This window comes from Azohydromonas australica DSM 1124 (assembly GCF_000430725.1).
In the GTDB taxonomy this organism is placed as follows: domain Bacteria; phylum Pseudomonadota; class Gammaproteobacteria; order Burkholderiales; family Burkholderiaceae_C; genus Azohydromonas; species Azohydromonas australica.
Genome location: NZ_AUMO01000178.1, coordinates 1 through 1,075, shown reverse-complemented (window position 1 = coordinate 1,075; position 1,075 = coordinate 1). Strand labels below are relative to the sequence as shown.

The following is a 1,075-nucleotide window of genomic DNA, read 5'->3' as shown; positions in this document are numbered from 1 at the left end:
ACCTGCCGCACGAGGACAACGCGCTGGTGCGCGGGTGCAAGAAGATCTACACGCCGGCGCTGGAGTGGGCGCTGCACCGGCCCAAGCGCGTGCTGCTGATCGCGGTGGGCGCGCTGGTGGGCGCGGGCGTGGTGGCCACCACGCTGGGCTCGGAGTTCCTGCCCGAGCTCGACGAGGGCACGGTGTGGGTCAACACCACGCTGCCGCCGTCGGTCTCGCCCACCGAGGCGCAGCAGATGGCCCGGCGCGTGCGCGACACCCTGCGCACCGTGCCCGAGGTCGCCACCGTGGTGACCAAGGTCGGCCGCCCGGACGACGGCACCGACCCCAAGATCTTCAACGGCCTGGAAGCCTTCGTCGGCTTCAAGCCCGAAGGCCAGTGGCGCGCGGGCATGACCAAGGAAAAGCTCATCGAGGCCATGGACGACGCCATGGGCGAGCTGCCGGGCCTGGAGACGGCCTTCTCGCAGCCCATCCGCGACAACGTGCTGGAGAGCATTTCGCAGATCGACGGCCAGGTGGTGATCAAGATCAAGGGCGACGACCTGGACCAGCTGCGCGAGCTGGCCACGAAGATGGTGTCGATCGCGCGGCGCACGCAGGGCGTCTCGCGCGCCTTCATCGACCGCGAGGGCCAGCTGCCGCAGGTGCGCATCGACATCGACCGCGAGGCCGCGGCGCGCTTCGGCATCAACGTCGGCGACGTGCAGGACGTGATCGAGACCGCGCTGGCGGGCAAGGCGACCTCGGAGCTGTGGGAGGGCGAGCGCCACTTCGCCGTGACGGTGCGGCTGGCGTCGCGCTACCGCAGCATCGACGCGCTCTCGGGCCTGCTGGTGACGGGCGCCTCGGGCGCGCAGATCCCGCTGTCGCAGCTGGCGCACATCAGCCAAGCCAGCGGCGCGATGAACATCGCGCGCGAGAACGGGCAGCGCGTGGCGGCGGTGGGCATCTTCATCCGCGGCCGCGACATGGGCTCGGTGGTGAAGGACCTGCAGGCCGCGGCGGCCAAGGACATCAAGCTGCCGCAGGGCTACGACATCATCTGGTCGGGCGAGTTCGAGAACCAGCAGCG

At 70.5% G+C, this 1,075-nt stretch carries 1 protein-coding gene; it reads left to right on the top strand.

The window, feature by feature from the left end:
* The coding region (locus H537_RS0119110) for an efflux RND transporter permease subunit (RefSeq protein WP_028999097.1) at positions 1-1,075 on the top strand (1,075 nt) is incomplete at both ends.